The sequence below is a fragment of the Mucilaginibacter phyllosphaerae genome (assembly GCF_004378255.1).
In the GTDB taxonomy this organism is placed as follows: domain Bacteria; phylum Bacteroidota; class Bacteroidia; order Sphingobacteriales; family Sphingobacteriaceae; genus Mucilaginibacter; species Mucilaginibacter phyllosphaerae.
Genome location: NZ_SNQG01000001.1, coordinates 1,047,832 through 1,072,521, shown reverse-complemented (window position 1 = coordinate 1,072,521; position 24,690 = coordinate 1,047,832). Strand labels below are relative to the sequence as shown.

The following is a 24,690-nucleotide window of genomic DNA, read 5'->3' as shown; positions in this document are numbered from 1 at the left end:
CACCCCGACTCCGCTACGCTGGTCGACCCTCTCTTCTACGCAAAGAGGGTGAGAAGTTTTTTAATACTTAACCCTCTTTGCGCTGATTAAATAAGGTTTGGATGTATTTATTATAACCCTCTTTCCGCGCAGCGAAGAGAGGGTGGTCGAGCGAAGCAATGACCGGGTGAGTAAAATTGGCTTTAGAAAAGTAATTACAATGAAAAAACTAATAGGTCCGTTTACGCAGATATTGCCACTTACAGGGTTGCCTTTAAAAGGTGCGCTAAAGGATGAGCAATTGCACGTTATCCCCAGTGGAGGTGTGCTGATTGAGGGCGGATTAGTATTAGCCATTGGCAATTTTGAAGAACTTAGAAAAGCTAACCCGGCCACCCAAATAGAAGAAATGGAAAGGCAGCAGGTATTGCTTCCCGGCTTTATAGATTGCCATACACACATTTGCTTTGCCGGCAACCGTGCTAAAGATTATGCCATGCGCATTGCAGGTAAAACATATTTGGAAATTGCTAAGGCAGGCGGCGGTATTTGGGATACCGTTACGCAAACCCGCGCGGCTGATGAGGCAACATTGACCGGTCTGTTAGTACAACGCGCCAACCGCCATTTAGCCGAGGGCGTAACTACTATAGAAGTAAAAAGCGGTTACGGTTTAAGTTTGGATGAAGAGTTAAAACAACTGCGCGCTATCCAAGCGGCATCTGCCCAAACAAAGGCAAAACTAATACCCACCTGCCTGGCCGCGCACATGGTGCCCAGGGATTTTGCCGGTTCGCAGGAGGAATATCTGCAACATGTGATAGACGATCTGCTGCCCATCATCAAACAGGAAAACCTTACTAACCGCATAGATATATTTATTGAACAAAGCGCGATGGATACCCAAAACGCTTTGACCTATTTGAACAAGGCCAAAGAAATGGGCTTTGATATTACGGTGCATGCCGATCAGTTTACTACCGGCGGCAGCGCTGTTGCTGTAGAGGTTGGCGCTGCATCTGCCGATCATTTAGAGGCAAGCGGCGAAAAAGAAATCGGCCTTTTGGCTACATCAAATACGGTTGCGGTAACTTTACCGGGTGCATCTTTAGGCTTGGGTATGCCTTATGCACCCGCCCGCAAGCTGCTTGATGCTGGTGCATGCCTGGCCGTTGCCAGCGACTGGAACCCCGGCTCGGCACCCATGGGCGATCTGCTGATGCAGGCCGCTGTAATGAGCGCATCAGAGAAGTTATCGGCGGCCGAAGTTTTTGCAGGGTTAACCTCGCGCGCGGCTGCAGCATTAAACATACAAGGTGGTATATTAGCCCCCGGTATGCCCGCAGATATGCAGGCCTACCCATGCGCCGATCACCGCGAAATATTATATTACCAGGGAAAGTTAAAGCCGGGCCAGGTATGGACCGCTGGCGATATATAAAGCAGGGAAATGTGCGATTCCCTCCCTGCGGGAGGGTGCAGGGAGGGGTTTATGAAAGCGATGATAGCGTATAAACTCCTCCCTGCCACAACATAGCCCCGCACATCCCTCCCAAAGGAGGGAATTGAAAAAGACTAATGAACCATTGAACTAATAAACCAATGAACCAACTAATAGAATGTGTGCCCAATTTTAGCGAAGGGGTAAACCTAAGTATCATCAACCAAATTACAGATGAGGTTGAATCTGTAGAAGGTGTAAGGTTGCTGAATGTAGACCCCGGAAAGGCCACCAACCGCACCGTGGTAACATTTGTAGGCGAACCTAAACAAGTAATACAAGCGGCCTTTTTGGCCATAAAAAAAGCAGGGGAGCTGATTGATATGAGCAAACACAAAGGCGAACACCCCAGGATGGGCGCGACAGATGTTTGCCCGCTGATACCGATTGCCAATATCACCATGGAAGAAACGGCGGAGTATGCCCGTGAATTAGCCAAACGTGTTGGTGAAGAGTTGGGCATCCCGGCTTATTTATACCAGCATGCACAGGCGGATAAAAGCCGCGATAACCTATCAGTGATCAGGGCGGGTGAATACGAGGGCTTTTTTAAAAAGATAAAAGAGCCTAAATGGAAACCCGATTTTGGCCCGGCAGAAATGGATGCCAAACGTGGTGCTACCGTAATTGGTGCAAGAGATTTTCTGATCGCCTATAATATCAACTTGAACACCACATCAACCCGCAGGGCCAATGCTATTGCCTTTGATGTGCGCGAGGCCGGCCGCGTAATGCGCGAAGGCGACCCGGTAACAGGCAAAATTGTAACAGACGAAAACGGCAAGCCCAAATCTATCCCCGGCACGCTGAAAAGTGTAAAGGCCATAGGCTGGTACATAGAGGAGTACGGTGTTGCCCAGATCTCGATGAACCTGACCAATATTGAGGTAACACCAATACACATAGCCTTTGATGAGGTGTGCCAAAAAGCCGCAGACCGTGGCATCCGGGTAACGGGCAGTGAACTGGTTGGGCTGATACCGCTGAAAGCCATGCTGGATGCCGGTAAGTATTTCCTGCGTAAGCAGCAACGGTCTGTTGGGGTGAGCGAAAAAGAGTTGATTAAGATCGCTATCAAATCTATGGGTTTGGATGAGCTTGGTCCGTTTAACCCGGAAGAGCGGATCATTGAATATTTACTGAAAGATGCTACTTCAAGCAAATTAGTAAGCATGACCCTTGCCGATTTTGCCGATGAAACGGCAAGCGAAAGCCCGGCGCCGGGTGGGGGTTCTATAGCTGCTTATTTAGGCGTTTTAGGGGCGTCTTTAGGCGTTATGGTGGCTAATTTATCCGCTCATAAAAAAGGGTGGGATAGCCGCTGGGAGGAGTTTAGCAATTGGGCAGAACAAGGACAAAATTTTAAAGATGAACTATTGCGATTAGTAGATCTGGATACCGCAGCCTTCAATAAAATAATGGAAGCATTCAGCCTGCCCAAATCAAGCGAGCAGGGAAAAGCAACTCGTACCCAGGCTATACAAAATGCCACCAGGCACGCTATAGAGGTACCTTTTAAGGTAATGCAAACGGCTTACGAAAGTTTAACGCTGATAAAAGCTATGGTAGAAACAGGTAACCCCAATTCAGTTACGGATGCCGGTGTAGCAGCGCTTTGTGCCCGTAGTGCAGTAATAGGGGCCTTTATGAATGTAAAGATCAATGCAGCAGGCTATAAGGATAAGGCTTTTGTAGATGATATTTTACAGCGCGGCGAAGAAATACAAAAGCAGGTAATAAACGCCGAAACAGAAATTATGAATACAGTTAACAAAAAAATTAATAGCATGGCATAATTGTTGGTTAATTTTTTTAAACAAAAATTAACTTTGTATGAAAAGTATAGTCAAATTATTATTAGGTGCCGTAATTATTACTGCCGCATCCTGCAGTGGAAATGGCAAAGGTGGCGCTACTGATACCGATAGCACCACAAGTTTAAATAGCAACAGCACAGATGCTGCTATGGATAGCAATAAAAAGGAGTTAAAGGCCAAAGATTCTACAGCGGTTAAAGCTGATTATGAGTATGCTGTTAAGGCCGCCAATGGCGGTATGCTGGAGGTGGAATTAGGTAAGCTTGCCCAAAACAAAGCCATATCGCCGCAGGTAATGAAGTTTGCCAACATGATGGTTGCCGATCATGCTAAGGCAAACACCGAATTAAAAGCTATTGCAGCTTCAAAGTTTATTACGTTACCGGCAATTTTAAGTAACGACAAGCAAAAAGATTATGATGATTTTTCGAAAATGAAACGAGAGGATTTTGATAAAGCCTACATTGAATATATGGTTAAAGACCATAAAGCCGACATAGAGGAATTTAAAAAGGAGGCAAAAGATGGCAAGGACGCGGAATTAAAGGCTTTTGCAGGCAAACATGTGCCCATATTACAACACCACCTGCAAATGGCAGAACAAGCCGCTACTACAGTTAAAAATAAAAAGTAATACTACCCTGCTATCAGCAATGATATCAAACAAAACAGACCGCAAATTGCGGCCTGTTTTGTTTGATATATAGGAAAAGATAGGGCTTAGAAATGATACCGTACAAAGGCTTCCATGGCCGCATATTCGGCCATACCCAGCTTGTCGTAATTCTGGGCGGTTTCGCGGTTGCGGTCCTCTGCGCGTACCCAAAACTCGCGGGCATCATCACCGGGGAACACCGGATGGTCTTTTTGAGATTGATGCTTGAATATGGCATTACGCTTGCGCAGTACTTCGGCAGGTGATAAAGGCACAGCCATCTCAATTTCATGAGTGGCAAATTCATGCCATGCACCGCGATACATCCAAACCCAGCAATCGTTAACCCATGCTTCGGTTTGGCGCAGCCTGCGTAAAGATTCTATCACAACATTAAAACATACAATATGTGTACCGTGCGGGTCGGCAAAATCACCGGCGGTAAATACCTGGTGTGGTTTTACCTGCTGCAGTAATTCCATGGTCAGTTTAATATCTTCTTCGCCAACCGAGTTCTTTTTAGTTTTGCCGGTTTCGTAAAATGGCAATGCCTGGAAATGGATATTACTATCCGGCAGGCCGGCATACCTTGCGCCGGATATAGCCTCGGTTTTGCGGATAAACCCTTTTACATCCCGAATTTCCTGGGTATCTATCTGGTTGGGCAGCTTGGTATTGATAAACTTGCGCATATCATCATAAATACCCTGTAGCCTGGTTATGTCTTCACCAACACTCTGTTTAAAATCAATGGCAAACTCCATGTACCTAAGCACATCATCATCCCAAACGGCAGTATTGCCAGATGTTTGATAAGCTACATGTACATCATGCCCCTGATCTACTAAACGGATGAACGTACCGCCCATCGAGATCACATCATCGTCCGGATGTGGTGAAAACACGATAGCGCGTTTTTTTGACGGTTCGGCACGTTCCGGGCGCTGGCTGTCATCAGCACCCGGCTTACCGCCCGGCCAGCCGGTAATAGTGTGCTGTACCTGGTTAAAAATATCAATGTTTATTTCGTAAACAGGGCCCTGCTCTACGGCAAGCTGCGCCATGCCGTGGCTATTATAATCTTCTTCCGTTAATTTAAGGATAGGTTTACCTACCTCGTTTGACAGCCAGATCACCGCTTTCTTCTTCAGGTTATTGTCCCAAATACAGTCGGATACCAGCCAGGGGGTATCAAAGCGCGTTAAACCGGATGCGGCATCTACATCCAATACAAATTCTACATTATCAGATAATTGCAGGAAGGTAGCGGGTACCTCGCCCGAGATCTCGCCCTCTACGGCTTTACGTACAATAGGCGCTTTTTTGGCGCTCCAGGCCATCAGGATAATTTCGCGGGCCTTAAATATGGTACCAACACCCATAGTAATGGCTTTGGTGGGCACATTCTCTTTTCCGCCAAAATCGCGCGAAGCATCGTTACGGGTCAGGTCATCCAAAGTAACCAGGCGCGTGCCCGAGTTAGGTGCCGACCCCGGCTCGTTAAAACCAATGTGGCCGGTACGGCCAATACCTAATATCTGCAGGTCTAAGCCGCCTAATTCTTCTATCTGCCTCTCGTATTCTAAACAAAATGCCGCTACTGCATCCTGTGGCAGTGTACCATCGGGGATATGCACGTTAGCTTTATCAATATCTACATGGTCAAATAAGTTCTCGTTCATGAACGTAACGTAGCTTTGTGTAGCGTCCGGCTTCATCGGGAAGTATTCATCCAGGTTAAAGGTGATCACATCTTTAAAAGATAAGCCTTCTTCCTGGTGCAGCCTGATGAGTTCGGCGTAAACCTTAATGGGGGTAACCCCTGTTGCCAGGCCCAGCACTGCAGGCTGGCCCGCCGCTTGTTTTTTGCGGATCAAACCGGCTATCCTTGCAGCCACTGCCAGCGATGCAGTTTGCTGATCGGGATACACCGTTACCGGCAGCTTTTCGTAACGCGTTTCTTCTAATAAATTTAATCTTGCCATGATCAGGTTATATATTTTTATCTATTTCTTGTCTTAAAAACCGGCACAAAAAAAATCCCCGCCGAAACGAGGATTTACCAACCAATTAACTATAAATTTTAATCCCCAGGAGGGCTAAAAAGTATGCGTATTTTAATGACTTATCTTTCATCATCAATACAAACTTAATAAAGTTAATTTAAATAATCAAACACTTTTTAAAAAAATTTAAAAAGGGAATAATTTCAACGACTGCTCGAGATCTTTGATTAAATAATCAGGGTCTTCCAGCCCGATATACATGCGAATTAATTGATGCCTGGGGTTATTTATTCCATAATCAGCAGCTTTAATTCCGGCTAATGAAGGTGTAACCAGGCTTTCGTGCCCGCCCCATGATACGGCCATCAGGATGTGTTTAAGGTTGTTACAAAAGGTTTCTATTTTTTGGAGCGATGAATTTTTAAGCGTGAAGCTAAATAAACCGCCGCAGCCCTGCATTTGCCGGTGTGCCAGTTCTGTTTGTTTAAAATTTTCATCAAAGGGCCAAAGTACCTCGTTTATCTGCGGTTGCTGTTTTAGCCAGGCGATGATAGTTTTTGTACTCTCAAAACTGCGCTGTAAACGCAGGGGCAAAGTGCGCAACCCACGGATAAGCAGCCATGCCGAATGTGGTGACAGGGCCGGGCCGATATTCATAAACTCGTGATTGAAGATCTGTTGTATCAAAGCTTTGCTGCCGGTGAGCACACCTGCCACCACATCTGAATGCCCGCCGATGTATTTGGTTGCCGATTGTGCCACCAGATCTACACCCAATGCAATTGGCTGCTGGTAAAGCGGGGTGCAATAGCTGTTATCGGCCATGGTGATAATGCCGCGCTGTTTGGCAATGGCGGCAATCGCTTTCAGGTCCTGTAATTCGTAACTAAAGGTATTAGGGCTTTCCAGGTAAATAAGTTTGGTGTTGGAGCGCAGGGCGTTTTGGATGTTTTCTACCCGGGTGCCATCTACAAATGTGGTGCTGATACCAAATTTAGCCAGCAGGTTATTAAATAGTTTGATGGTCCAGCTGTAAGGGTTATCAACGGCAATCACATGGTCGCCCTGTTTAAGCAAGGCAAGTATAGGTACGCTAATGGCGGCCATACCGCTGCTAAAAACCAGGGCATCTTCGGCGCCGTCTAAAGCGGCTAGTTTTTGGCGCAGAATAGTTAGTGTAGGGTTTTGCCCGCGCGAGTACAGCATGGCATCATATTCGTTGTTTAAAGCCCTGCGGAAATCGGCAACGGTTTTAAAAGTAAAATTGCTGGTTTGCACAATAGGCGGCGATACAGCATTAAAGTAACTGTCGCGCTCTTCGCCCAGTTCATTCAGGATGTAGGATAGGTCCATAGCTCAAATTTTAGGGAAGTGCGGGGGATTGTTTGCGTTTACCAATGTAGTATATGGCCAGCCCCAAAGCATAAGCAGCCAGGCACCAGAATGCGGCAAACGGATCCTCTTTAAAAGTGATGAAAATGTTAATGGTAACAAACCAGTAAGCCAGTATAAAGATGGCCGGAATGAGCGGGAACCATTTAATAACATAGATATCTTTGGTATCCAGGTGTTTTGTTTTTTTACGCAGGATGAAAATAGTGAGTGCACAAAGCGACAGGCCTATGGTATCAAAAAACATGACATATTTAAGCATAGCACTAAACGAGCCTACAAAGAACAGGATGATGAGCGCGGCGGCTACAAAAACTGTCATCCCAAATTCCTGCACCTGTGTTTTGGGGTTAACCTTTTTAAATATCGGCGGCAGCATACCGTCTTCGGCCATGGCATAATACACCCTTGGGTTAGCTAATATATTTACATTTACATAAGCCAGTACCGATACAAACATCAGGATAGAGGTGATCTTATACCCGGTAGCGCCAAATATTACCCCGGCCAGCTTTGCTGCCAGTGTATGCGTTTGCTGTAAGCCGCCAATGCCCAATACCGAATAATATACATAGTTAATAGCCAGGTATAAAGCGATTACGGTACCAATACCAAAAAAGATAGCCTTGGGAATATTTTTTTTAGCATTGATGATATCCCCGCCAAAGTTGATGGTTTGCTGGTAACCACCATAAGTAAAAAACACGGCCACTAAACTTAAGCCAAAAGCGGTGATAACGCTGCCGGTATGCGGTACAACGGCAATCAGGGTTTTAGGCTCGGCATCGCTTTTAAATATGGCGGTACATAACACAACTATAGCCACCACTTTAAATATTGTAAGCACGTTTTGGGCACGTGCACTTAGCTTGATGCCTAAAAAGTTTATTACATATAACAGCAGTACTGTTAATATGGTAGTGAGCTTACTACCCGTGGAGTTTTGCAGGCTTGGCGGTAATAAAATAGGGTTAATGTATTCGGCACCCAATAAAGCTACCGCTGCAACCGAAGATGCGTTACTGATAACCAGCACCCAGTTGATCATAAAAGCGAAGGCAGGGTGGTAACAATAAGAAAACACTTTATAAAAGCCGCCGGTGGTTGGGTAACGTGCGCCTATTTCGGCAAAAGTGAGGGCGCCGCATAGGGTAACTATCCCGCCAAAGATCCATGCGCCAAAAAACACCGGCGCGCTGCCGGCTTTTACGGCAACATCGCTGGGGCTGCCAAATATGCCCATGCCTATTACCAAACTGATAACTATCATGCTTAGATCAAAGCGGTTAAGCCGGGGTTGTATGCTCATATTTACTTTTGCGTTTATTTTTTAAATTTATATTATAATTTAATTTTATTTAACGTTGCAAATCACTTAAATTCGTTTGTTAATTTTTTTGATTACCCTAATTGAATGGTTTTTATTTTGAAGCAATTTAAACAATTATTACTTACGGGGATATTGTTGTTTTGTATTGCACCTGCAATTTTTGCACAGGTAAAAAGCCACCAGGTAATACGTAAAAAAAGCGGTGCATTAAAACCGGTTGCCAAACCGGCATATATAAGCCCCCAGCTAAAAAACTTTTTGCACGCAGCCGATGCTGCGAATGTTAGTTTTACTGCCCCTAAAGGATTTAAGGAAATTAAAGCCCCCGATAACGAAGACCTTTTTTTTGATTATGCCATGGAGGTGCCGGGTAAGGAATTTGAGATCTGGTTTCAGGTAAAATCGCAAAAAGAAAATTATGCCAGCTATTTAAAATCCTTGGGTAACAAAAACACCCGGCAGGCCAATCCCGATTCGTTATATATTGATATGGGGCGGGCAAGCGCTATGGCCTTTACAGGCGAAGATGATTTTTTTACCCGCAGCATCCCGCCAAAATACCTGGAGCGTTACAATGCCGATGCCGGTAAAACCTATTTATTAAACCTGCAGAACCTGGCAGTTACCAAGCACTACAAATATGCCTTGCTGATAACGCTTCAAAAAGACCATATTGGCACTATACTGGCCGTTTGCCTGGCCAACGAAAGAGGGCCGGAATTTTTTAAAAATATCGATAAGGCCAGCAGCTGTATCAAGTTTAAGCCTTAAGCGCTGTAAATGTTAATAAGTTGGCACATTTAAATACTAATTTAAGTGGCGTAACTTTATTTTTGCATACGGGGCTTTTCATCACCCCAAACTATTTGATCTATTATGGCAGAAACTGTAAATTATGATGACGACAGCATCCGGTCGCTTGATTGGAAGGAACACATTCGTTTAAGGCCGGGTATGTATATTGGTAAGCTGGGCGATGGTTCTGCTTATGACGATGGCGTGTATGTGTTGCTTAAAGAGATCATTGATAACTCGATAGATGAGTTTGTGATGGGATCTGGCAAAACCATAGAGGTGAACATGAGCGACCATAAAGTTGCCGTGCGCGATTATGGCCGCGGCATCCCGCTGGGTAAAGTGATAGATTGCGTATCTAAAATAAATACAGGTGGTAAATACGATAGTAAGGCCTTCCAGAAATCGGTAGGGTTGAATGGTGTGGGTACCAAAGCGGTTAACGCCTTATCCAACTCGTTCACGGTGCAATCTTACCGCGATGGCCGGACCAAGATAGCTGAATTTGAAAAAGGCGAACTGATACGTGACGAGCCTGAAAAAGAAACAACCCAGCGTAACGGCACGGCTATTAATTTTATACCTGATGATACCATCTTCAGGCATTACCGCTTTATACCCGAGTTTGTAGAGAATATGATATGGAACTACGTGTTCCTGAATGCCGGGCTTACACTTAACTTTAACGGGCAAAAGTACTTATCAGAACGCGGCCTGTATGATCTGCTGGTGCGCAATGCCGATGCCGAAAACCTGCGCTACCCTATCATCCACCTTAAAGGCGAAGATATAGAAATAGCCATGACGCACGGGCAATCTTACGGTGAAGAGTACTACTCCTTTGTGAACGGGCAGCACACCACACAAGGCGGTACGCACCAGGCGGCCTTTCGCGAGGCGGTGGTAAAAACCATCCGCGAGTTTTATAAAAAGGAGTTTGATGCCTCGGATATCCGTGCATCTATTGTGGCGGCAATTGCCATAAAGGTACAGGAGCCGGTTTTTGAGTCGCAAACTAAAACCAAGCTTGGTTCGCAAAATATTGGTCCCGATGGGCCGTCTGTGCGTGGGTTTATCAACGATTTCCTGAAAAAGGAACTGGATAATTATTTGCATAAAAACCCGGCAACGGCCGATGCCCTGCTTAAACGCATCCTGCAATCAGAGCGTGAGCGCAAAGATATTGCCGGTATTAAAAAACTGGCTAACGACCGCGCCAAAAAAGCATCGCTGCATAACCGTAAACTGCGCGATTGTAAACTGCATTTTGATGATAACCACGAGCGTAAGCAGGAAACAACCCTGTTCATCACCGAGGGTGACTCGGCTAGCGGATCTATTACCAAATCGCGCGATGTGCAAACCCAGGCGGTGTTCAGCTTAAAAGGTAAGCCGTTAAACTGTTTCGGGCTTACCAAAAAAGTGGTTTATGAAAACGAAGAATTTAACCTGCTGCAACATGCATTGAATATAGAGGATGGTATAGACGGCCTGCGCTATAACAATATTGTAATAGCTACAGATGCCGATGTGGATGGAATGCACATCCGCTTATTGCTGATGACCTTCTTCTTGCAATTTTTTCCGGATCTGGTGAAGGCCGGGCACGTATCTATTCTGCAGACACCCTTATTTAGGGTACGCAATAAAAAGCAAACCATTTATTGCTACAGCGACGAAGAGCGCCGGAATGCAATTGCCAGCCTGGGTGTTAAACCAGAGATAACCCGCTTTAAAGGATTAGGAGAGATTTCGCCCGATGAATTTGGATTATTCATCGGTAAGGATATCAGACTGGACCCGGTGTTCCTTAAAGATGCCAACATCAAAGCCCTGCTGGAATATTTTATGGGAAAAAACACTCCAACGCGCCAGCAGCACATTGTAAACAACCTGCGGGTGGAGAAAGATGATGAATCGGTAAACCCGCTAATAGCTGAGAATTTGGATGCGGTAGAGTTGCCGGTAGCAGTATAGTTTAAAACCCTGATTATATAATACGCAAGGTATCGCGTTTCTACGTAATATTTATTGTAGAGGCGCGATACTTCGCGTCTCTGTTTTACTTGGTTGTTTTTTATATTAATAAAACCTATCTTGTATCCCCTTCTTTTTCAGAAGGCCGATATCATGACAGAACACGACATCAAAATATCTTTTAAAGAATACGATACGGTAACAGAGTTGAACACAGCCGACCAGGCGTTATGTGCAGAAGCGGTTAAGGCAATGGCAACATCTCATTCACCATATTCTAAATTTAGGGTGGGGGCGGCACTGCAATTGCAAAGCGGTAAAATTATCCATGCCAGTAATCAGGAGAATGTGGCTTATCCATCAGGCCTTTGCGCCGAGCGGGTGGCTTTGTTCCATTGGGGTGCCAGCCATGCTAATGACCCGATTGTAAGCATGGCCGTAACGGCGCATACGGATGATTTCCCGTTATTGAAACCAATCACCTCCTGCGGATCTTGCCTGCAGGTAATGGCCGAGTGCGAAAAAAGGCAAAACATGCCGCTGCGGGTATTGTTGTATTGTATTGATGGCCCGGTATGGGTTATTGATGATGTAAAAAGCATGATGCCTTTTATGTTTTTTGAAGAACGCTTAGTACAACCAGTATGAAGATCAGGATAATACTGTTTTTTGTTTTAGCCACATGGAATGTAGCTGCCCGCGCACAACAAGGATTTCCGTTTGATAACGAGATCCGCGATTTTAAACATCAGGATAGCGTGCAGATGCCCGCAAAAAACGGCATCCTGTTTATCGGCAGTTCATCTATCCGTAAGTGGACCGATCTGGAGCAACGCTTTAGTGGTAAGCCCATCATCAGGCGCGGGGTAGGCGGTTGCACAATAGAGCAGCTGGTTGATTATTATACGCCATATATCATGTATCCCTATCATCCGCGCAAGATCTTTATCTACGCCGGCGAAAATGATATCGCCGCAGGCAAAACCGGTAAGTTTACTGCCCGCGAATTTTATAAGCTGTGGGCCATGATCAAACAAAATCTGCCCGATGCCGAGATCTATTATCTATCAATAAAACCAAGCCCAAGCCGTGCTAAGTTTTTGCCCGAAGTGCGAATGGCCAACAGCATGATAAAGGATTTTATTAAAGCCAGGCGCAAAACACACTATATTGATATAGCATCGGCCATATTAACCCCGGCTACCCTAAAGCCCGATACGGCATTATTTGAAAGCGACATGCTGCATTTAAACAGTAAAGGTTATGATAAGTGGCAGGCGGTATTACAACCCTATGTAAAGTAATTCTTCCTTTGTTTTGAAGGAAGCCGGGTGAGGCCTAAAAATAGAAAGGCCCTCCTTTGCAGGAGAGCCGATCATACTCAAACACTAAAATTTAACTATTTAAATACACTGTAAACGTTTGTGATTTTCCAGCCGCTGCCGGTATTGGCTATGGTTACATAATTGCTGCGGGTAAAGCCTTCAAATTTCATATCTACCCGTACTACCGCCATATCCACATTGTTTTCTACAACTTCGGTGCTGGTGGTGCAAGCCTGCTCAACGTTTTTTTGATTCTTTAAAAAATCGGTCATTTCTTTTTTGGTAAAGCTTAAAATACTTTTTCCGCGCAGAATGTTAAACTTTGCCGATTGATCAACCACCTGGTTTAAGTTATTAGACCGGCCGCGTGTCATGGCATCTATATAGGTGTTTATGGCATGGGTTTTTGTTAAATAATTTTCGGGTACATCATTGGCTTTTACAAAGGTGGTAGTTGCTAATAATGCGATGGCAAGGGTTAGTGATTTTAAAGTTTTCATGATATAATTTTTTAAGGTTATTTATTATTGTTGTTGTTTTTATATCTATAAGATGCTGCCAGATTGTAAATAGTTACAGCGAATTGTGTTATTTAACAATCTTTTAACATCAGGGCCTTAATGTTATATATTTGTTAATGGTTCGCTTTAATACCATCATACTCCAATACGGAGAGAACGCAGACAAAACCGGGTGGACTTATATTGAGGTACCTGCAGACGTAGCCCAACAAATACTTCCGGGTAATAAACGCTCATTCAGGGTAAAGGGCAAGCTGGATGATTTGCCCATTGCCGGCATATCTGCTATGCCTGCGGGTAACGGCAATTTCATCATGGCGCTTAAAAAAGAGATCCGGAAAAGTATCCGTAAAGAAAGCGGCGCCATGCTGCGCGTTCAGTTGGAGCATGATAAGGATTTTAAGCTGGAAATGCCCGATGACCTGCACGACTGCTTCGGCTACGAACAGCCCGATGCGTTAGCCTATTTCACGGGTCTGACTAAATCGCACCAAGGCTATTTTATAAAATGGATAAACGATGCCAAAACGGTTGAAACACGGGCCGGCCGTATCGCCAAAACCATTAGTGCCGCTACAAGGCGAATGGATTATGGCGCCATGTTGCGCGAACAAAAGAAGTTAAGGGAGTGAATTACTTGTTTAAATCAGGTTTAAAAGCCGTGCTTTTTAGGGTCTTGCCTATTGTCAAATATTGACAGGATTTCAATGGTATTATCACTTGCTTTAAAAAATAATGAGGTTTGAGGGGATATTATACAACGATGTATATTTTTGCTTTTTATGAATATTGGAAATTGCTCAGGCGAATGTTGAATTCTGTTTATTTGATGAGTAATGCTATCAACAACTCTTTTGGTGATAGCAATGCCCCATTCTGGCATTAGGTAATCTAATAATCGTTCGTATTCATCCAGTGCCCTTGCCGACCAGATCAACTTAATTAAGATCATTTATCTATACCTAACTGTTTAAGTTTATTAGCAATTCTATCCATTGCTTCCTTATGGGTAAATATCCTGCCCGCCTCAATATCAGCAAGTCCGGCTTTAATGCCTTCTATTTCAGTTGATGACAATCCAGCCCACTCGTCTTCCTGTAATTTGTACTCTAACCCCAAGCCATTAAGCACTTCTTGCAAAGCGGATAAATCTTTTTCTTTATTTATCTGTACGATTAACGTTGTCATAAATCAAATTTACTCATTTTTTGCTAAAACATCAACGGTGTAATACTCAGGCAATGTTAATAAAAATGCAGCTTTCATAGCCAAAAACTACCATTTAACCCCTCCGCATTTCTGCACATTTATCTATCTTTACCCATCCATAATTTTTGAGCTAACGAATGAGCGAAGATCTGAACAATCCTGATACTCCTGAAAATATAGAAGATAACAAACTTCAAAAGATCACTACACTTGATGGACTGTACGAAAACTGGTTCCTGGATTATGCCTCTTATGTAATACTCGACCGTGCCGTTCCGCATTTAAACGATGGGTTAAAACCCGTGCAGCGCCGTATTCTGCACTCGCTTAAGGAGTTGGATGACGGGCGCTTTAACAAAGGAGCCAATGTTATTGGTAACACCATGAAATACCACCCGCATGGTGATGCTTCTATTGGTGATGCCATGGTTCAATTAGGCCAAAAGGAGTTATTAATTGATACACAAGGCAACTGGGGAAGGCCTGTAACCGGCGACTCAGCCGCCGCCCCCCGTTATATAGAAGCGAGGCTCTCTAAATTTGCTTTAGATGTAGTTTTTAATCCTGATACCACCGTTTGGCAAGCCAGTTATGATGGCCGTAACCGCGAACCAATAACACTTCCGGTGAAGTTCCCCTTATTGCTGGCGCAAGGCGCGGAGGGTATTGCCGTAGGTTTGGCGACCAAAGTATTACCACATAATTTTGTTGAATTAATTGATGCATCTGTTGCCGTTCTTAAGGGCGACAAACCAAATATTGTACCCGATTTTCCTACCGGGGGTATGGCTGATGTTTCGGCTTATAACGAAGGGCAAAGAGGTGGTAAGGTACGTGTAAGGGCCAAGATAGAAGAAAGAGATAAAAAAACGCTTGTCATTAAAGAGGTTCCTTTTTCTACTACTACTGTTAGTTTGATTGAAAGCATTATTGCTGCGAACGATAAAGGAAAGATTAAGATTAAAAAGATCGATGATCATACATCAAATGAAGTAGAGATCATAGTTCACCTGGCACCGGGGATTTCTCCGGATGTTACCATTGATGCACTTTACGCCTTTACAGATTGCGAGGTATCGATATCGCCCAATACCTGTGTGATACAGGATGATAAGCCGCGCTTTATGAGCGTGAACGATATGCTTACTGAAAGCACTTTTTTCACCAAAGACTTGTTGAAACAGGAACTGGAGATAAAACTGAAGGAGCTGATGGAGAAGATCTTCTTTAGCTCGCTGCTGAAAATTTTTATCCAGGAAGGGATGTATAAACACCCCGGTTATGAGCAGTCAACAGATTTTGAAGGCGTATTGGTGGTGTTGAACAGGTTGTTTGAGCCTTTCTTTTCGCAATTTTATCGCACCATACTGCCGGAAGATTATAAAAAACTGATCGATAAACCGATGAGCAGCATCACCCGTTTTGATGTGAAGAAAACGGATGAACAGATCAAAGGACTTGAAGCCGAAATTAAAACGGTTAAGCACCATTTAAAACACCTTACCGATTATACTATTGCCTGGTTTGAAAAACTGAAAGAAAAGTACGGTAAAGACCGCGGCCGTAAAACCGAACTGCGCACATTTGACAGGGTAGAGGCTGCACAGGTAGCATTAGCTAATGTTAAACTTTATGTAAACAAGGTTGATGGCTTTATTGGCTCGGGCTTAAAAAAGGACGAGTTTGTGTGCGATTGTTCGGATATCGACGAGATCATCGTTTTCCGTGGCGATGGCAGGTTTGTGGTAACCAAGGTGCAGGATAAGGTTTTTGTGGGCAAGGATATTGAACACGTTGCCGTATTTAAAAAGAACGACGAGCGGACCGTTTACAATATGATCTATAAGGACGGGCAAAGCGGTGTAAGCTATATTAAGCGTTTTTCGGTAACAGGTGTAACCCGCGATAAAGAGTACGATTTGACCAAAGGCAGCAAAGGATCAAAAATGCTGTATTTTACCGCCAACCCCAACGGCGAGGCCGAGGTGGTTACCGTACAGTTAAAACCGCATGCCAAACTCAAGAAGTTAAACTTTGATGAGGATTTTGCTGCCCTTGCCATTAAAGGCCGCAACTCAATAGGCAATATGGTTACCAAGTATCCGGTTAAAAAGGTGGTACTGAAAAGCAAAGGCGTATCTACCCTGGCCGGCCGCAAGATCTGGTATGATGATATCCTGAAACGCCTGAACGCCGACAGTCGTGGTAAATATCTGGGCGAGTTTGATGGCGACGACCGCATCCTGACCGTAATGGCCAATGGTACTTACGAATTAACCAGTTTCGACCTGAATAACCATTTTGATGATAAAATGATTGTGATTGAAAAGTATGACCCTGCCAAAATATTTGCGGTGATACATTTCGATGGAAAATCAAAAAATTATATGGTAAAACGTTTTGTGTTCGAGAATACGGTTATAGGCAAGCAAACCAGTATCATTAGCGATGAGAGTGGTTCAAAACTTGTGATCATATCCGGCGCTGCACAGCCCATTGTAAAAATAGAGCAGTTGAAGGGTAAAGCGCTGATGGCTGAAGAGGCCGACCTGAACCTTACCGACCTGATTGATGTAAAGGGCATGAAAGCTATGGGTAACCGCTTATCTGTACACCAGGTTAAAACTGTAGCCTTATTGGCCGAGCATGATGACGAAGAGGATGTGCCTGACCCGGCGCCGGATTCTGTAGAAGATACCGGGATCGTGATAACCCCGGAAGATAAGGAAGTAAAAGATACCGCCCCGCAATCAGCTATTACCGCCCTGCCTCCTGATTTACCAAGCCCGGTTGCAGAGCCGGATAAAACTACGGTACCGCCGCAGCAATCTATAGAATTACCGGTAAACCAACCGGAAGCTTCTAAAGAGGAAGCCGTACAATCACCAAAGAAAAAAATTGATATGGAGATAACTAATCCTGATGATATTGAGTTCAGGAAGCCAAATGCTGATGAAAAAAACAAGCCTAAAGATGCCGGGAAAGATGATAACGGGCAATTAGGGCTATTTAAATTTTAAGAACATGCTAAAAAAAATACTCATATACTGCACGCTGTTGTTTAGCAGCTTAACGGTAACAAACGCACAAACTACAACCCATACATTTGCCCTGGGCGATATTGACTTTTTACTGGATGGCAAGCCCCTGCAAATGATCTCGGGCGAAATGCATTACCAGCGCATTCCGCGCGAATACTGGCGAGAGCGTATCAAAATGGCGAAGGCTATGGGTTTAAATACCATTGGTACTTACGTTTTTTGGAACGCGCACGAGCCTGTGCAGGGCACGTATGATTTTACAGGGAATAATGATGTGGCCGAATTTGTGCGTATTTGTAAAGAAGAGGGGATGTGGGTAGTAATGCGCCCAAGCCCTTATGCCTGTGCCGAATGGGAATTTGGCGGTTACCCCTGGTGGCTGCTTAAAGATAAAAACATGAAGGTGCGTAGTAAAGAGCCGGCCTTTATTAATGCCTACCGTAACTATATGGTAGAGGTGGGTAAGCAATTGGCCCCTTTACAGGTAAACCAAGGCGGTAACATCCTGATGGTGCAGATAGAGAACGAATACGGTTCTTTTAGTAACGATAAGGAATACCTGGAAATGAACGCTAAGATCTTCCGTGAGGTAGGGTTTGATGGTTTGCTGTTTACCTGTGACGGCGCTACCCAGATGCCTGCCGGCTATCTGCCGGGCTATTTACCTGCAGTGAACGGCGAAGATAACCCCGCTAAGGTAAAAGAGCTGATCAATAAACACCATAACGGCAAAGGCCCGTATTACGTAGCAGAATGGTATCCGGGCTGGTTTGATAGCTGGGGAAAACCACATAATAAAAGCAATGCCGATGAAGATGCTAAAAAGCTGGATGGGATCTTATCTGCCGGTATCTCTATCAATATGTACATGTTTCATGGCGGTACCACGCGCGATTTTATGAATGGCGCCAACATGAGCCGCACCGAAGCCTATGCCCCACAAACATCCAGCTATGATTATGATGCACCTTTGGATGAAGCAGGTAACCCTACGCCAAAGTTTTATCAGTTTAGAGAGGTTATTAAAAAACACCTGCCAGCCGGGCAAACGCTGCCGGATGTGCCTGAAAAAAAGCGACGTACATTTGGTTTAGAGGTGATAAAAGTTAGCGGTGTTGCCAATTTGTTTAAAAATTTAGGCACCCCGGTAGAATCTGAAAAGCCATTAAGCTTTGAGGATATAGACCAGGGTTATGGCTTTGTATTATACCGCACAACACTGGCAAACGCAGCAAACGGCTTGCTTAAAATTAAAGAAATGCGTGATTATGCTACGGTGTATTTGAACGGTAAACGCATCAGCGTATTAGACCGCCGTTTAAAGCAGGATTCGTTGCAATTGAACAGCCCAACGGCCAACAGCGTTTTAGATATACTGGTAGAAAATAATGGCCGCATTAATTATGGCCCATATTTGATAGATAACCGACAGGGAATTACCGACAAGGTAACCCTTAACGGACAGGAACTACTGAACTGGAAAATGTATAAATTTCCGTTTGCCGCAATTGCCGGGTTTAAATATGCCCCGGTACAAAACGCGGCCGAACTGCAGCCCGCACTATATCGCGGTACCTTTTCGCTGCGCGGAACGGTTGATACTTACCTGGATATGAAAAGCTTTGGGAAGGGATTTGTATTTTTGAACGGCCACAACCTGGGTAAGTACTGGAACATTGGCCCGCAGCAAACCCTATATGTGCCGGCTGCCTGGTTAAAAAAAGGTACCAACGAAATTGTGATCTTTGATGAACTGAAGAGCGGCCATACCGAGATATCTACACTTGATCACCCCGTGCTGAACGAAGTAGTGAAAGAATAAAAACCATAATGGCTTAAACCACAAAGGGCACCATTTTGGCGCCCTTTGTGGTTATAAAACATTTTGATTACGCTGATTACAGGATCAGGATCAAAACCAGGATGATGATGATGATCGCACCAACTGAAAGATAAACACCACCGCCACCCATGGCCTGTGCTTCTTGTTTAAGGTTTTTCAGTTCGCTTTTTAATTCTTTTTTCTCTGCTTTGTTTAATTGAGATTTGTCCATTGCTTTAATCTCGTTCACACGCAGTTTAATTTCTTCAACACGGGCTTCTTTCTGCTCTTTGGTCATGTTGGCAGCAGCTTCTTTGTAAGCGTCTTTGTTGTCAGTAAAAGTTGCAGCATTACTGTTAAAGGCAGCTACTGTAAGTAGCATTGTCATGGCAATTAGATAAATTTTCTTTTTCATAGTGGTAATGTTGTAAGTTATATTGTTTTTACAGATAAGGATTAAAACAAATTAAATGTTTTAAAAAATTTTAAAATTTAACATTCTTTAAATACTGATGTAATAAGAGGCTTCAAAAACATGGCCTGTAATCACTTTCTGTATGTTTTCTTTCGCCTTAATATCTTTGGGTTCGCCAGCGCTGTCTGCACATCCCAGCCAGGGCTCAATGCAAACAAAATCTGCGCCCGGCTTGGCCCACAGCCCCAGATAGTTAAAATGAGGGAATTCAACAGAGAGGGTTTGGTGATGTTTGGTACTTTTAATAGTCACCATGCGCGATTGCAGGTTTTTAAATACCAGCGCATCTTCTGCAAACAATTCCCGCGTTAAACCAAGCTTTTTACCGGGCGTTGGCACCGGGTGCGTTTCACCGCTAAACAGGCCGTCTTTATTTAACAGATGTGTTTCCAGGTTTTCCTGTGTTTCAAATTCAAGGTAGTAATCCTCATAGCTTTCGCCGGCATTAAAAGGCACATTAAACGCCGGGTGCCCGCCTACCGAAAAATAAACGGGTTTATTATCCCTGTTAATAACTTTGTAAGTTATCCGCAGGGCGTTGTCTATTAAGGTATATAATACCTGAAAATCAAATTTATAAGGGAATACCGCCAGCGTTTTCTCTGAATTTGGCAGCGAAAAACCGGCATGCACTTCATCGCTATCCAGCAAAATAAATTCCGACTGGCGCGCAAAGCCATGCCTGCTCATGGAGTAGGTTTGGCCATCGGCATGCAATTCGTTATTTAGCAAACCGCCAACTATCGGGAACAGGTTTGGCGCGTGGTAGCCCCATACATCCGGGTTAGCCTGCCAAAGTTGTTCTAAGCCCGTTTCTTTATTAAATATGGATGTTAGCTGTGCGCCTTTGCTATCAATGGCAACTTTTAAAAAATCATTTTCAAGGATAGTCATTACCTAATGGGTTTGGTTATGGCTAACTTAACAATTTAATCGTCGTCGTGTTTCTTTTTCTCTAAAATAACAAAGGCGCTGCGTTTAGGTGCGGGCATTATAGCATCTTCGCCCCTAACTGATTTCCAAACCACTTCATTCAGGTCAAGGTCCGGCGCGGCATCGGCTTCTTTTAAGTTAAATGCTTCTGATCTTACACTACTTTTATTAGTAGCCACATTACGCTTCTCCAGGTCAACCTCTGCCGGTTTAGCTATGTAGGGTTGCAGGTTGGGGGTAGCTGTAAAACAATCAAACAAAGGCACTGCTGCAGCATCGTATTGGCTCATTGACGGCAGGCCCAATATCAGTTCGATAGTACGCAATACGCCCGATGTAGAGTACATGTTATGATTAATGGCGTTACGTTTTACATACGGCCCTGCAACAAACACAGGCGAGCGATGCGCATCCACATGGTCGGGCCCGTTTTGGGCGTCATCTTCCAGTATAAATACTACAGATTCTTTCCAGATGCTGCTTTTTGAAAGGTGTTCTAAAAATTGACCTATAGCAAGGTCATTATCAGCAACACAGGCAACAGGCGTATAAGCGCCTTTTTTTTGCCCGCTGGTATGGTCGTTAGAGATACGGATACTGTTGAACTGCGGAACGGCGTTAACAGTAAACAAGGAGTCAAAATCGTGCTTCCAGATGGCTACGCGGGTTACATCTTTCACATCCATATCAAACCCCGGCGATTGTTTGCAATAATGCCCCTGCAGTGATTTTAAACTTGCTCCGCCATGTTCGCCATCCTTTACAAATTCACCATAGGTGCGGTAGCTTACCCCGGCGCGTTTACAATAATCCCAAATGTAGCCATCGCGTGGGTAGGCTATTTTGCGCGTGCCCTCGTAATCGTAAGTGCCGCCACGGCCGCCATAGCTGGTTGGCCATGTCTTTTCAGTATAGTCGGTTGCATAGGCAGCGGTGCTCCAGTTGTGGCCGTCGGCGCTTACCTCGGCATCAACGTAAAAATTATCCATCAGTACAAAATCATTTGCAATGGCATGGTGATTTGGGGTTACCTGCCTGCCAAAAATACAAAGCGAGGTATCGCCGTTCCCTGCGGTAACATCACCCATAACCTGGTCATAGGTTCGGTTTTCTTTGATGATATAAAAAACGTGTTTTATGGGCGATTTTTCGCCTTTTCGGCGTGGTATTGGGTTGCCGGTTTCGCCGTTTGCCTTTGCAGCAATTTTATTGTTAAAAGGTGTATTGGCGTAAACCTGTTTGGTATATGCTTTTAGCTGCGTTTCGTTAGGTGCATCAATAAAAGATAAGGTGCCTTTAAATAACCCGCCAATGTACTGGTCGCGGGTGTTTTTGGCCCCGGTTTGGTAGCCGCTGTTATCAGCCTTTTTTACCGGCTGCGGCCCCTGCGGGTTGGCCATAGAGGTAAAGCCTTTTCCGTTGGATACCAGGATCTTTTTATTTAAAACCTTTACATTAGTTGGATACCAGCCCACCGGGACAAAGCCCAGGCTTTTACTGTTGCCGGGGTTAGATACATCAAACACGGCCAGGCAATTGTTATCGGCATTGGCTATATAAATTGTTTTTTCGTTGGCAGATAAGGCAAACCCGTTGGTGGTTGAGCCGGTTAAGTGCGTTGGGTATAAGGATGTTGCAACCGTTTCTAAAACATGATGATTAGCTGTACTGATAACCGAAACAGAGTTGTCGTTAGCATTGGCGACAAAAAGTAAAGTGCCTTTTTTATTCAGCAATAATTCGTTTGGATGGCTGCCGGTGTTTAAAAAACTAAGCTTTTGGCTAATGGTGTTGTAAAAGGCAACTTTATCACCTCCCCATAACGATATGTACAGCGTTTTGCCGTCGGGCGATAAGATGCAGCTGTAAGCCTCGGCAGGTAGTTTTATTTTATTGATTACGGAACCGGCGGCGGGGTCAATAACATATAAGGCACTATCTTCTTTAGTAACGGTGTACAGGCGTGTATTAGCCTTATTTACAGCTATACCGGTTGGGCATATTTTAGTTGCAGGCCAGGGGGCGCCAAGTTTAATGGTATCCGGCATTCCCAATTTATTGTTGTTGATATGGAAGGTAAGGATGCAATTATCATTACCGCCGGATGCGTATAGCTTTTTTTCATCGCTGCTGAAGGCTATACCATACCACGATTTTTTTAGTTCCCGCTGGTCCAGCTGCTTTTCGTTTCGCGGATCTATCAATTGTAACGATTGGGTGCTTTGGCCGTTATTGGTAATTGCAAGCAATTTGCCCGAAGGTGATAATTGCATATTAAGCGGCAGGTCGCCCAATGGCAGGGAGCGCCCGGCGGGGCTTAGTTTCCATCCATTGGGTAAAAGCAACTGGCCATTGAGTAGTTTACCCGGTTTGTTTTGGGCAAATGCAGCAGCCGTTAAAGCAAATACAAGGATGCTGAGAAATAATTTTTGTTTCATAAAAAGGCAGTGTACCCAAAAGTACGTAATACCTTGCCAAATGCGCAGGGCTTAACAAAAGCTTAATATAGTTTACTGCTTATCTACCTTAACCTTCGCCCTGATAACAGAGTCTTTTTGTGCGCCGGATAACTTATAATTGTAATTGAACAATGCACCTTCAAAATCCCCGTAGGATGGGTTAGGAAGCACAATATATTTGTTGCCAAATTCCTTCATTAATTGTTTGGTAGTGGCTTCCCTGTTAGCTTCGGTGGGTTGATTATCATACAGTAAATCAAAATCCGGCAGGTTATCGCCGCATAACAGTACTACGTTAAATTTTTTTAATACCTGCTGGCGGCGCGTTTCTTTACTGGAGGTGGTTTGTTTTAGCTGCAAATGCGCGTTATCTGCATTGGGCAGGTTGTATAACTGCAGGTTTTTAATGGTAGCCGCGCGTTCATCCTCATCGCGGTTAGTGATATAGAATATGGTTACCCCCTTTGATGCTGCATATTTAAGAAATGCCGGTGCGCCGGGCACGGTATCGGCTACGGCCTTGGCGGTCCATGCTTTCCAGGTAGCGGGGCTAAATTCCTGATTGTTGGCAGCACGCATGGCATCATACGGGCTGTTATCTAAAACCGTTTCGTCAATATCAGTAATTATGGCAGGCGGTTTGCTTCCGGGATTTTTCAAGGCTTCATCTAAACGCCACCTGGCCGTATTGTAGGCCTGGTAGCACAAAGCCTTGTACTCTGCCGACCGCTGCTGCCAAAGCGAAGCCCAAACTTTGCCATTGTTGGCTATAGAAGCGCTTTGGGTTTTCTTTGGGGTGGAGCAGGCTGCAAATAATATGGTTCCTGCCAGCAATGCAGCAAATTGTTTTTTCATCTCGGTGGGCTATGCAGTTATTATAAAAGTTCGGGCTTTACCTTGTCGGTAAATTCTTTAACAAACTTATTTAATTTAGGTTGTATCACAAAGGCACAGTATGGCTTCAGCGGGTTATCATTGTAGTAATTCTGGTGATAATCTTCCGCTTTGTAAAATTCGCTTGCAGGGCTAATTTCGGTTACAATTGGCTTATCAAAAACCTTTTCTTCAGTCAGTTTTTTGATTAAGGCTTCTGCCTGCTGCCTTTGTTCATCATTATGATAAAATATGGCCGAACGGTATTGTGTGCCAACATCATTGCCCTGGCGGTTAAGTGTAGTAGGATTGTGGGTTTTAAAGAAAACCAACAGCAACTCATCTAAAGACAAAACGTCGGCATCAAACTCTACCTCCAATGCTTCTGCATGGCCGGTATCGCCGTTGCAAATTTCCATGTAAGTAGGGTTTTGGGTATGGCCGCCTGTGTAGCCTGATGTTACTGACATTACCCCTTTAACGGATTGAAAGATGGCTTCGGTACACCAAAAGCAACCGTTGCCTAATGTTATTTTCTGTATGTTCATCATCTGGATAAACGAATGTAAGCTTACTTTGG

The 24,690-nt window shown here is 44.4% G+C and carries 21 protein-coding genes; 10 read left to right on the top strand and 11 right to left on the bottom strand.

All coding sequences use genetic code 11. The features are described from left to right. Positions 1–199 precede the first annotated feature (199 nt). The 3 genes from hutI to E2R65_RS04620 all read left to right on the top strand — a co-directional run bounded on the left by hutI (position 200) and on the right by E2R65_RS04620 (position 3,931). Positions 200–1,420, top strand: a complete 1,221-nt coding sequence (hutI, locus tag E2R65_RS04630; protein WP_134335288.1) for an imidazolonepropionase — start codon at positions 200–202, stop codon at positions 1,418–1,420. 161 nt (positions 1,421–1,581) lie between these two features. Then, positions 1,582–3,276, top strand: a complete 1,695-nt coding sequence (gene ftcD, locus E2R65_RS04625; protein WP_134335287.1) for a glutamate formimidoyltransferase — start codon at positions 1,582–1,584, stop codon at positions 3,274–3,276. Between the two features lie 37 nt (positions 3,277–3,313). Then, entirely contained in the window at positions 3,314–3,931 is a 618-nt protein-coding gene (locus E2R65_RS04620) for a DUF4142 domain-containing protein (protein WP_134335286.1), read from the top strand. Positions 3,932–4,017: 86 nt separating this feature from the next. Here E2R65_RS04620 and nagB read toward each other — a convergent pair whose 3' ends face one another. From nagB to E2R65_RS04605, 3 genes are all read right to left on the bottom strand, one after another. Next, the gene (gene nagB / locus E2R65_RS04615; protein WP_134335285.1) at positions 4,018–5,937 is read right to left on the bottom strand and encodes a glucosamine-6-phosphate deaminase; all 1,920 of its coding nucleotides are present in this window, start codon (positions 5,935–5,937) and stop codon (positions 4,018–4,020) included. A gap of 207 nt (positions 5,938–6,144) precedes the next feature. Beyond that, positions 6,145–7,311, bottom strand: coding sequence for a trans-sulfuration enzyme family protein (locus tag E2R65_RS04610; protein ID WP_134335284.1), 1,167 nt, complete (start codon positions 7,309–7,311; stop codon positions 6,145–6,147). 10 nt (positions 7,312–7,321) lie between these two features. Next, positions 7,322–8,659, bottom strand: a complete 1,338-nt coding sequence (locus E2R65_RS04605; RefSeq protein ID WP_134335283.1) for an APC family permease — start codon at positions 8,657–8,659, stop codon at positions 7,322–7,324. Positions 8,660–8,776: 117 nt separating this feature from the next. Here E2R65_RS04605 and E2R65_RS04600 point away from each other — a divergent pair, with 117 nt between their 5' ends. From E2R65_RS04600 to E2R65_RS04585, 4 genes are all read left to right on the top strand, one after another. Continuing rightward, positions 8,777–9,451 (top strand): hypothetical protein, encoded by a 675-nt coding sequence (locus E2R65_RS04600; RefSeq protein WP_134335282.1) that lies wholly within the window; start codon positions 8,777–8,779, stop codon positions 9,449–9,451. Between the two features lie 105 nt (positions 9,452–9,556). After that, positions 9,557–11,452 carry a DNA topoisomerase IV subunit B gene (locus tag E2R65_RS04595; protein ID WP_134335281.1) on the top strand — a complete coding sequence of 632 codons (1,896 nt, stop codon included), beginning with the start codon at positions 9,557–9,559 and terminating at the stop codon, positions 11,450–11,452. Positions 11,453–11,605: 153 nt separating this feature from the next. Further along, positions 11,606–12,100, top strand: coding sequence for a cytidine deaminase (locus tag E2R65_RS04590; protein ID WP_134335280.1), 495 nt, complete (start codon positions 11,606–11,608; stop codon positions 12,098–12,100). Continuing rightward, positions 12,097–12,756 (top strand): GDSL-type esterase/lipase family protein, encoded by a 660-nt coding sequence (locus E2R65_RS04585; protein ID WP_134335279.1) that lies wholly within the window; start codon positions 12,097–12,099, stop codon positions 12,754–12,756. The genes E2R65_RS04590 and E2R65_RS04585 overlap by 4 nt, the downstream gene beginning before the upstream one ends. Before the next feature lie 95 nt (positions 12,757–12,851). Here the strand turns inward: E2R65_RS04585 and E2R65_RS04580 are convergent, their stop codons facing one another. Beyond that, positions 12,852–13,277, bottom strand: coding sequence for a nuclear transport factor 2 family protein (locus tag E2R65_RS04580; RefSeq protein WP_134335278.1), 426 nt, complete (start codon positions 13,275–13,277; stop codon positions 12,852–12,854). 137 nt (positions 13,278–13,414) lie between these two features. Between E2R65_RS04580 and E2R65_RS04575 the strand changes: the two genes are divergently transcribed. Beyond that, positions 13,415–13,930 (top strand): YdeI/OmpD-associated family protein, encoded by a 516-nt coding sequence (locus E2R65_RS04575; RefSeq protein ID WP_134335277.1) that lies wholly within the window; start codon positions 13,415–13,417, stop codon positions 13,928–13,930. Between the two features lie 20 nt (positions 13,931–13,950). Here the strand turns inward: E2R65_RS04575 and E2R65_RS19980 are convergent, their stop codons facing one another. Next, positions 13,951–14,250 carry a type II toxin-antitoxin system RelE/ParE family toxin gene (locus E2R65_RS19980; protein WP_134335276.1) on the bottom strand — a complete coding sequence of 100 codons (300 nt, stop codon included), beginning with the start codon at positions 14,248–14,250 and terminating at the stop codon, positions 13,951–13,953. After that, positions 14,247–14,486 (bottom strand): hypothetical protein, encoded by a 240-nt coding sequence (locus E2R65_RS04565; protein ID WP_134335275.1) that lies wholly within the window; start codon positions 14,484–14,486, stop codon positions 14,247–14,249. The genes E2R65_RS19980 and E2R65_RS04565 overlap by 4 nt, the downstream gene beginning before the upstream one ends. Positions 14,487–14,644: 158 nt before the next feature. Here E2R65_RS04565 and E2R65_RS04560 point away from each other — a divergent pair, with 158 nt between their 5' ends. Together E2R65_RS04560 and E2R65_RS04555 are read left to right on the top strand one after the other, a co-directional pair. Continuing rightward, entirely contained in the window at positions 14,645–17,527 is a 2,883-nt protein-coding gene (locus tag E2R65_RS04560; RefSeq protein ID WP_134335274.1) for a DNA gyrase/topoisomerase IV subunit A, read from the top strand. A 4-nt stretch (positions 17,528–17,531) separates the two neighbouring features. Continuing rightward, positions 17,532–19,370 carry a glycoside hydrolase family 35 protein gene (locus E2R65_RS04555; RefSeq protein ID WP_134335273.1) on the top strand — a complete coding sequence of 613 codons (1,839 nt, stop codon included), beginning with the start codon at positions 17,532–17,534 and terminating at the stop codon, positions 19,368–19,370. A gap of 76 nt (positions 19,371–19,446) precedes the next feature. Here the strand turns inward: E2R65_RS04555 and E2R65_RS04550 are convergent, their stop codons facing one another. The 5 genes from E2R65_RS04550 to msrA form a co-directional block, all read right to left on the bottom strand. Further along, the gene (locus tag E2R65_RS04550; RefSeq protein WP_134335272.1) at positions 19,447–19,785 is read right to left on the bottom strand and encodes a hypothetical protein; all 339 of its coding nucleotides are present in this window, start codon (positions 19,783–19,785) and stop codon (positions 19,447–19,449) included. Positions 19,786–19,872: 87 nt separating this feature from the next. Next, positions 19,873–20,739: an aldose 1-epimerase family protein gene (locus tag E2R65_RS04545; protein ID WP_134335271.1), complete on the bottom strand. Its 867-nt coding sequence runs from the start codon at positions 20,737–20,739 to the stop codon at positions 19,873–19,875. A 35-nt stretch (positions 20,740–20,774) separates the two neighbouring features. Beyond that, on the bottom strand, positions 20,775–23,216 hold the full coding sequence (locus tag E2R65_RS04540) for a bifunctional YncE family protein/alkaline phosphatase family protein (protein WP_134335270.1): 2,442 nt from the start codon (positions 23,214–23,216) through the stop codon (positions 20,775–20,777). A gap of 72 nt (positions 23,217–23,288) precedes the next feature. Further along, positions 23,289–24,092, bottom strand: a complete 804-nt coding sequence (locus E2R65_RS04535; protein WP_134335269.1) for a 5'-nucleotidase, lipoprotein e(P4) family — start codon at positions 24,090–24,092, stop codon at positions 23,289–23,291. Between the two features lie 20 nt (positions 24,093–24,112). Then, the gene (msrA, locus tag E2R65_RS04530) at positions 24,113–24,661 is read right to left on the bottom strand and encodes a peptide-methionine (S)-S-oxide reductase MsrA (RefSeq protein WP_308472305.1); all 549 of its coding nucleotides are present in this window, start codon (positions 24,659–24,661) and stop codon (positions 24,113–24,115) included. Positions 24,662–24,690: the final 29 nt, after the last annotated feature.